General features: G+C 38.5%; 6 protein-coding genes. 1 reads left to right on the top strand and 5 read right to left on the bottom strand.

The genetic code is table 11. The annotated features are described in order from the left end of the window. Window positions 1–2: 2 nt before the first annotated feature. Together M5F03_RS01145 and M5F03_RS01140 are read right to left on the bottom strand one after the other, a co-directional pair. The gene (locus M5F03_RS01145) at window positions 3–1,382 is read right to left on the bottom strand and encodes a WS/DGAT/MGAT family O-acyltransferase (RefSeq protein WP_249706021.1); all 1,380 of its coding nucleotides are present in this window, start codon (window positions 1,380–1,382) and stop codon (window positions 3–5) included. A 166-nt stretch (window positions 1,383–1,548) separates the two neighbouring features. Beyond that, the gene (locus M5F03_RS01140; RefSeq protein ID WP_168379034.1) at window positions 1,549–2,283 is read right to left on the bottom strand and encodes a phosphoadenylyl-sulfate reductase; all 735 of its coding nucleotides are present in this window, start codon (window positions 2,281–2,283) and stop codon (window positions 1,549–1,551) included. 199 nt (window positions 2,284–2,482) lie between these two features. On the opposite strand from M5F03_RS01140, the gene thrH reads away from it, so the two are divergent. Beyond that, the gene (gene thrH, locus M5F03_RS01135; RefSeq protein WP_180077308.1) at window positions 2,483–3,100 is read left to right on the top strand and encodes a bifunctional phosphoserine phosphatase/homoserine phosphotransferase ThrH; all 618 of its coding nucleotides are present in this window, start codon (window positions 2,483–2,485) and stop codon (window positions 3,098–3,100) included. 73 nt (window positions 3,101–3,173) lie between these two features. Here the strand turns inward: thrH and M5F03_RS01130 are convergent, their stop codons facing one another. The 3 genes from M5F03_RS01130 to M5F03_RS01120 form a co-directional block, all read right to left on the bottom strand. After that, window positions 3,174–4,550: an OmpP1/FadL family transporter gene (locus tag M5F03_RS01130; protein ID WP_180024054.1), complete on the bottom strand. Its 1,377-nt coding sequence runs from the start codon at window positions 4,548–4,550 to the stop codon at window positions 3,174–3,176. Window positions 4,551–4,911: 361 nt separating this feature from the next. Then, on the bottom strand, window positions 4,912–6,084 hold the full coding sequence (locus M5F03_RS01125) for an OmpP1/FadL family transporter (RefSeq protein WP_180092270.1): 1,173 nt from the start codon (window positions 6,082–6,084) through the stop codon (window positions 4,912–4,914). 304 nt (window positions 6,085–6,388) lie between these two features. After that, window positions 6,389–7,648 (bottom strand): OmpP1/FadL family transporter, encoded by a 1,260-nt coding sequence (locus M5F03_RS01120; protein ID WP_249706019.1) that lies wholly within the window; start codon window positions 7,646–7,648, stop codon window positions 6,389–6,391. Window positions 7,649–7,841: the final 193 nt, after the last annotated feature.

The following is a 7,841-nucleotide window of genomic DNA, read 5'->3' as shown; positions in this document are numbered from 1 at the left end:
GGTTAGCTAACCGCCTGTAACTTTGGGGAATCTTGGTTCACAATAGCTTCAAATCGTTGAATTTCTTCTTCCAAATGTGTTAGTAAATTTTGCATTTTTGGCAGCGCATTACGACATGCGGTTAGACCCACTTCAAGCTTATCTAAATAGCTAGTCATGGTGATATTAAGCGCTTGACCATCCAAAACAATGGACGCAGGGTAGAGCGCTTCTAAACGTGCACCATTCCAATATAACGGGTCTTGTGGGCCGGGAACATTTGAAATCACCAAGTTAAAGGCCTGACGTTTTGGCATAAAGCCTGATGCAATATTTAAACCTGCTGCGCTGTAAACGAAAGCACTGTAGTTTAAAATTTGATTCGAGTTCATCCGCTTAAAGCGTTCTTTGGCATTGAGCACACTACGACGCACAATCTTCAAGCGTTCTAGCGCATCTTCTTTATGGGTTCCTAGGTTTGCCAAAATCATGGTAATACGGTTTGACATATCTGAATCATCGGTACGAACCGATGCAGGCACCATGGCAATCAATGGCTTTTTAGGTAAAGCATTTTGTGTAATTAAATACTCACGTAATGCACCTGAACAAATTGCGAGCACAATATCGTTAATTGTTACACCAAGTGACTTGGCAATATGTGACAAACGTGAAAATTCAAAAGACTGAGCAGCGAAACGACGTGAAGAACTGACCCGTTGGTTTAATATTGAACTCGGCGCTTGGAAGCTAGATACATAATCTGGGTTACGCCCCATATCTTTCATTACAGTTTGTGATAGTTCATACAAAACTCGTGGAGTTGAGTCAAGTTGTCCCTTAATGGTCGATAACAAACTTTTCATACGACTGACTTTAGGCTGTTTGAGGCGTTTTGCACGAGGGCCTTCCACACACCATGGCGGTACAATACTTTTAGCATCTGGGTCATGCGAAAGTGATTTTTCAACTAAACGCATACCTGCAATGCCATCAACCATCGCGTGGTGGATCTTGAAGTACATGGCAAAACGATTGCCTTCAATGCCTTCAATAATATGGCAAGTCCAAAGCGGTTTTGCACGGTCAATCAGCGCACTGTGTTCTTGAGAAATATAAGTCAAAAGTTCACGAATACGACCGGGATGCGGCAGTGCGATATGGCGGAAGTGATGATCTAAATCAAACTCTTCGTCTTCATCCCAAAAGAAGCCATTGAGTTTATTGTTAAAAGGAGGAATAGGAATGGATTTTGAATTACGAATATCTGCGACTAAATCTTGAATAAAAGTATCAGGTGCATTGTCAGGGATCTGAAATAAAAATAGGCCACCTACGTGCATCGGTTGTTGCCGTTTCTCTAAATTTAAGAATATGAAATCAATAGGATGTAATGGACGCATAGCGTTGATTGCCTCACTGCAATTTCTACAGCTGCTCATGTATGAGTAGCATTGTTAGAATTATTAAATTGTCATTTGCAGTATAGCGTTTTTACGTTGAAATGATACGGAATTATGTGTATCGATGCGTTGAAAAAACCACTGCTGTGCAGTGGTTTTGTGCTCTTTATTTTTTCATGTTGCCTGCGTGTAAGCCGCATTCTTTATGGGTTGCATCTTCCCACCACCAGCGACCTTCACGTTCGTGTTGATTCGGTAAAACAGGTCGAGTGCATGGTTCACAGCCAATCGAGATAAAGCCACGTTCGTGTAGTGGATTATATGGAATTTCCATTAGACGGATATAGTTCCATACATCAGCGCTAGACCAGTTTGCCAAAGGATTGTATTTAATTAATTGCTTGCCCGGACCTGAAAAACCTGGGTCAGCTTGTACCACTGGAATTTCATTACGTGTACCAGGGCTTTGGTCCTTACGTTGACCAGTGATCCACCCATCTAAAGTGGCTAGTTTTTTACGCAAAGGTTGTACTTTGCGGATACCACAGCATTCTTTATGTTCATCTTGATAAAAGCTAAAAAAGCCCTTTTCTGTCACCAGTTTTTGTACGGCATCACTTTCTGGGAAACAGATTTCGATATCAATTTTATAATGTTTACGGACAGTATCTAAAAATTGGTAAGTTTCAGGGTGTAAGCGACCGGTATCTAAACTAAATACACGAAATGGAATCCCTAAGTTCGATGCAAGATCTATCAGTACAACATCTTCTGCACCAGAAAAGGAAATCGCAACTTCACCTTGCTGGCTTAGCGCAAGTTTCATAATCTCAGAAGGTGATTTATCTGCATATTCGGATGCAAGTGCATCGACAAGGTCAATAGTAGGGATGGTAGTCATGAATGTCCTGGCTATAGGCTTGGAACGTTAAAACCTATATTAATTTATTTCAGAACTATTTTAATGGAAATGCTAAAACACACTTATCACTAAAAAATAGATACTTATGAAAAAAATAGATTTAAAAAAGAACAATGCATTTTTTTATTCTTCCGCTATGATATTGAAAATTTTTTTCACTTAACAGAGGGTAGAGTGCATGGAAGTCGTTTGTTTAGATCTAGAAGGGGTTTTAGTACCTGAAATTTGGATTAATTTTGCGAAAAAAACAGGCATTAAAGAACTTGAAGCAACGACTCGTGACATTCCAGATTACGATGTGTTGATGACTCAGCGTTTAAATATCCTAAAACAACACGGTTTGGGTTTAAACGATATTCAAGACGTAATCGCAGATATGGGGCCATTTGAAGGTGCAAAAGAGTTTGTAGAGTGGGTACGTACTCATTTTCAATTGATTATTCTTTCAGATACCTTCTATGAGTTTGCACATCCATTAATGCAACAACTTGGTTGGCCAACGATTTTCTGTCACAAGTTAGAAACTGATGAAAATGGTATGATCTCAGCTTATAAGCTTCGTCAACCTGATCAAAAGCGTAAAGCCGTTCAAGCATTGCATGGGTTAAACTTCCGTGTGATTGCAGCAGGTGATTCTTATAACGATACGACGATGCTTGGTGAGGCGGATGCGGGTTTCTTATTTGATGCGCCTGACAATGTGATTGCTGAATTTCCACAGTTCCCACCAATTCATGGCTATGATGCACTAAAAGAAGCGATTCGTAATGCTTCAGTTCGTGATATTCCAGCTTAATTCTGAATAGCAAATTATAGAAAAGGGCGCTTATAGCGCCCTTTCTTGTTTAATCCAAAGTTTTTAAAGCAACTTAGAAACGGTAACCAATTTTCAAGCTATAACCAATTGCATCGTTATCTTCAAAGTTTGCAGCATATTCATCTGTACCGAAATGACTTGCAACTTGTGATTTTGCATCACCTAGCCAGAAGTACTTAACACCGGCTTGTACAAATGTTTGTGGTGTTGGACTAAATTGTCCACCTAAACCGAGGCTCCAATAACCTTCTGTTGGGCCAAGAGTCGATACAGGGTTGCCAGCCCCAGAGTCCCAACCAACCATGACTGTGCCAGCCCATTGTTCATTAAACTTACGTCCGACACCCACATTCGCCGAAATTTGATCCTTCTCGTAGGCAACTAAATCAAAGCCACGTGGGTCACCAATTACTTTGTTTGTTAGAGCAGATGCTAATTGACCAAATTTATTTGGGCGTATTTTAAATTCCGACCAATCTACCCAACGCAATTGAGCAAATGCTACTGTATTGGCCATAATCCCCGTTTGAAAATCTAAATTTACAGACTGTGGTGTGGTTACATCAGTTTTACCCTCTTTAAATTCATAACCATCTACCATAGGTTTAATACCACCTAAGCCGCCCATCAGGGAGTTAGCTGGCATAACTTCATCAGGAGTTACACTATGCTCAATCTCCGAGCGGTAAGTAACTGATGCTTTAAGTGCAATTTCCGGTATTTGAAAAGCAAAGCCAGCAAGCCAACCAACAGAAGAATCTTCTGCTATACGAGCTTCATAACCATTAAATTTATCTTTAGTACCTTGAATTGTGGAATTCAAACTGCAAGCGCTAATCGGACAGTTAACTCCTCCAAATGGACCATAAGCAGAACCACGTAAAGTCACATCACCTTTAACTGTCTGATAAACTGGACCTGCATAAATATTCCAATTTTCATTTGGTTGGTATCCAAAAATAAATGATAAATTTTGTGTATTTACATCAACGGATGTTGCTTCATCTCCGACAGTAAATGCGCCAACTTCATTGGTTTTGAGTGAAACACTATCGGTTTGGCGTTTATCATTTGTTGAATATTTTGCTTTAGCACCAAAAGGCTGGTCGTAAATTAATCCAAATGAAACATTATCTGTCATTTGTACTTTTAATGCAGCATTGTAGAAATGATAGCTCTCTGCCATATCACCAAGTTCAGTACCTTGAATTGATTTTGCTGTATTTGCACCACCACCTGTAACTGTATAATTATCTTTTAATTTGCCAGAAACATCGGCATCTAAAACTGAAATCCCTGCTTCAAAATAATTACCCGGTTGTAAAAATGCAGAAATTGACTGCCCAGAGCGATCCATTGCTGCTGCAAAAGCCCCTGTCATTGGTACGCTGGCAAATAAAATGGCACTTGTTAATGCTTTTAAGTTCATTTTTCTACTTTCCTAGTATAAAAAACGCGTCAATGCGTTAATAAAATTTAAAGATATGTAATTTTTTTAATCATATCTTGCACCAAAAAATAGCATAATAAAAAAAAGAGTAAAGACTCTAAATTTGAACTTAGGGTAAAAAAAAGCTGTTGATTTTAAATAATTAGAATAAATACTTTAGTAATTTTTAGATAAACTATTGTTATTAAATATATAAAATAAATATCCATTAAATTATTGATATAAAATCAATTGTTTGAAAAATAAGCAACTTATATAAAATTCTAAATGTATTGTGTGAAATGGGTCACATGCAAAAATAAAAAAAGCCCCATATAGGAGCTTTTGGTATTTTTAATTCTTAGAAGCGATAGCCAATTTTCATGCCATAACCAAGCGCAGTATTGTCTTTGAATTCGCCAACAACTGTACCGCCAGTTTGCGCTTTCGCATCTCCTAACCAGAAGTATTTCACACCAGCTTGAATGAAATAGTTCTCAGCAGGGCTGTATTGACCGCCTAAACCAACACTCCAGTAGCCTTCAGTTGGGCCAAGTGTTGTTACAGGGTTACCTGCACCAGAGTCATAACCCACAGCTGCAGTACCCGCCCATTTATCATTGAACTTACGAGAAATACCTGTAGTGATTGAGTACTGATCGTCAGAATAATCAATTAAATTGTTGCCGCCTGAACGTTGGAATAATGCTTGCGGTGTTACTGCAAATTGATCCCAATGAACCCAACGAAGGTTAGCAAAAGCTAAAGTGTTTGCAGCAATACCAGTTTGTAAATCTACGTTTACAGATTGCGGTGTAATTGCATCAACACGAGCGTCAGCTAAACCGATCGTAGTACCTGTAGGTAGAGTAACACCAGGAGCAACAGTCATAGGAGATGAAAGCGTATAAGTTTCTTCACCAGTTGCTTTGTGCTTGATTTCTGAACGATACGTTACAGAAGCTTTTAAAGCAATTTCTGGAATAGAGTAGGCGAAACCTGCTAACCAACCATATGCTTCTTCTTCAGCAATCTTGATGTTATAACCAGAAAGGCCTTGGTAAGCTAAACCACGGAGTTTGATATCTGCTTCAACAGTTTGCCATACTGGACCTGCATAGAAGTTCCAGTTCTCTGTTGGTTGGTAACCAATTAACGCTGTTAGGTTTTGTGTATCAACTTCAACACTTGTACCCGTGCCGTTTGAACCGAAGAAAAATGAATTGCTGTCGTATGCTGCATCTGCACCATACGGTTGATCATAGATCAAACCTAAAGAAATTTTATCTGTCGCTTGTACTTTAATTGCTGCTGAAGGGAAGTAGTAGTCTTCACCCATGTCATCAACTTTATTTTTCAGTAAATCTTGACCTTCTACTTTTGGGTCTAAAATAGAAATGCCAGCTTCTGCGTAGTTACCAGGTTGTAAGAATGCTGAAATAGACTGACCTGAACGATCTAGACCCGCTGCAAATAATGATGCTGTTGGTAAAGCGGTAAGTAAAATTGCGTAGCTAAGGTGATTTAAGCGCATACTTTTCCCTGTTTGTAACTTTTGATGTTATTTCAATGTGTGGAAAGTAACATAAATAGAAAAACAGTAAATAAGAGTTGCTACTCTAAAAATGAACTGTATAAGTTAAAAAATAAGCAATGCTAGAGTAATTATTCTAGAAGGTGTTATTTATGTTTATGATTTATAAATAAAAAAATAGAGTATTTAACTTAATGTTTAACTTTGAACTTAAAAAATTCAAATGCTCAATCTATGAACATTTGAATTAAATTATTTTTACAATAGTAGATTGGATATATTTCCAATCTACTAATACCGAGAATTAGAAGCGGTAACCGATTTTTAGACCGTAAGCCCATGCATCGTTATCTTCAAATGATGCTACTGATTCATTTGTACCAAACATTGATGCAGGTTGTGCTTCAGCATCACCTAACATGAAGTATTTAACACCACCTGCGATAAAGTAGTTAGGCGCTGGGCTGAATTGTAAACCTAAGCCAACGTTCCAGTAGCCTTCAGTAGGACCAAGTGTTGATACAGGGTTGCCTGCACCAGAATCCCAACCTACAGAAACGTTACCAGCCCATTGTTCACTCAATTTACGACCTATACCAACTGTAGCATTGATTTGATCGTCAGAATAAGCAACAAGGTCAAATCCACCAACAGGACCACGACCAAGGGCACCTAATGTTTCAGATGCTTTACCAAAAGCGGTTGGGCGAATTGCAAAATTTGACCAATCTACCCAACGTACATTTGCAAATGCGACAGTATCGGCCATGATACCAGTTTGAAAATCAAGGTTAACAGACTGCGGTGTGGTGATCTTAGTGTCAGCACGCGTTGAAAAAGCACCGCCTAGTAGAGCACTGCTTCCAGTTTCAGTGGTTGCAGCTTCGTGATCAATCTCAGAACGGTAAGTAATAGATGCTTTTAAAGCAATTTCTGGGATTTGGTACGCTAATCCTGCCAACCAACCAACGGCACTATCTTCTTTCATATTTGCATTATATAAACCGAGAGCTTGGTTTGCTCCATATGCAATACCACGTAGTTGAACATCACCTTTTACTGTTTGATAAACACCACCGCCGTATATGTTAAAATTTTCAATTGGTTGAAAACCTAATATCATCGAGATATTTTGAGTGTTAACTTCGACTTCTGTTGTTTCGCCCATTAATTGGAATGCACCAGGGTTACCTGCAACTGGTAGTGTTTGATCTGTTGGACTATATTTAGCTTCTGCACCAAAAGGTTGATCATATAGTAAACCAAAAGAAAAATTATCAGTTAGCTGTAATTTTAATGCTGCTTGTGGAAAATAGTAATCACCCGCCATGTCATCTAGTGATGTATTAGCAAGAGCTCCTAATGTTGGGTTGCTAGCAGGTGCAGTGCTGTTCATCTTCCCTGAAACATTCGGATCTAAAACCGAAATACCTGCTTCAAAATAGTTCCCTGGTTGTAAAAATGCAGAAATAGATTGCCCTGAACGATCTAGTGCTGCTGCAAAAGCACCTGTCATTGGAACTGAAGCAAGAATCATGGCTGTAGCTAAAGTTTTTAATTTCATTCTTCGTCATTCCTTGAGATACGAATTTGATTTTTATGGTTACTGCATATATTCGTTATGGAAAACTTTTTAATACTCTTGGGCTTAATTGTTACTCCATGTGACAAAAATAGCACAATTAAAATAAGAGTAAATGCTCTAGATTAAAAAATATGATTGAAAAACGAACTATTTAGAGTAAATGTACTAATTA

The sequence above is a fragment of the Acinetobacter amyesii genome (assembly GCF_023499985.1).
GTDB lineage: Bacteria > Pseudomonadota > Gammaproteobacteria > Pseudomonadales > Moraxellaceae > Acinetobacter > Acinetobacter amyesii.
This window is presented reverse-complemented; position numbering and strand designations above follow the sequence as displayed.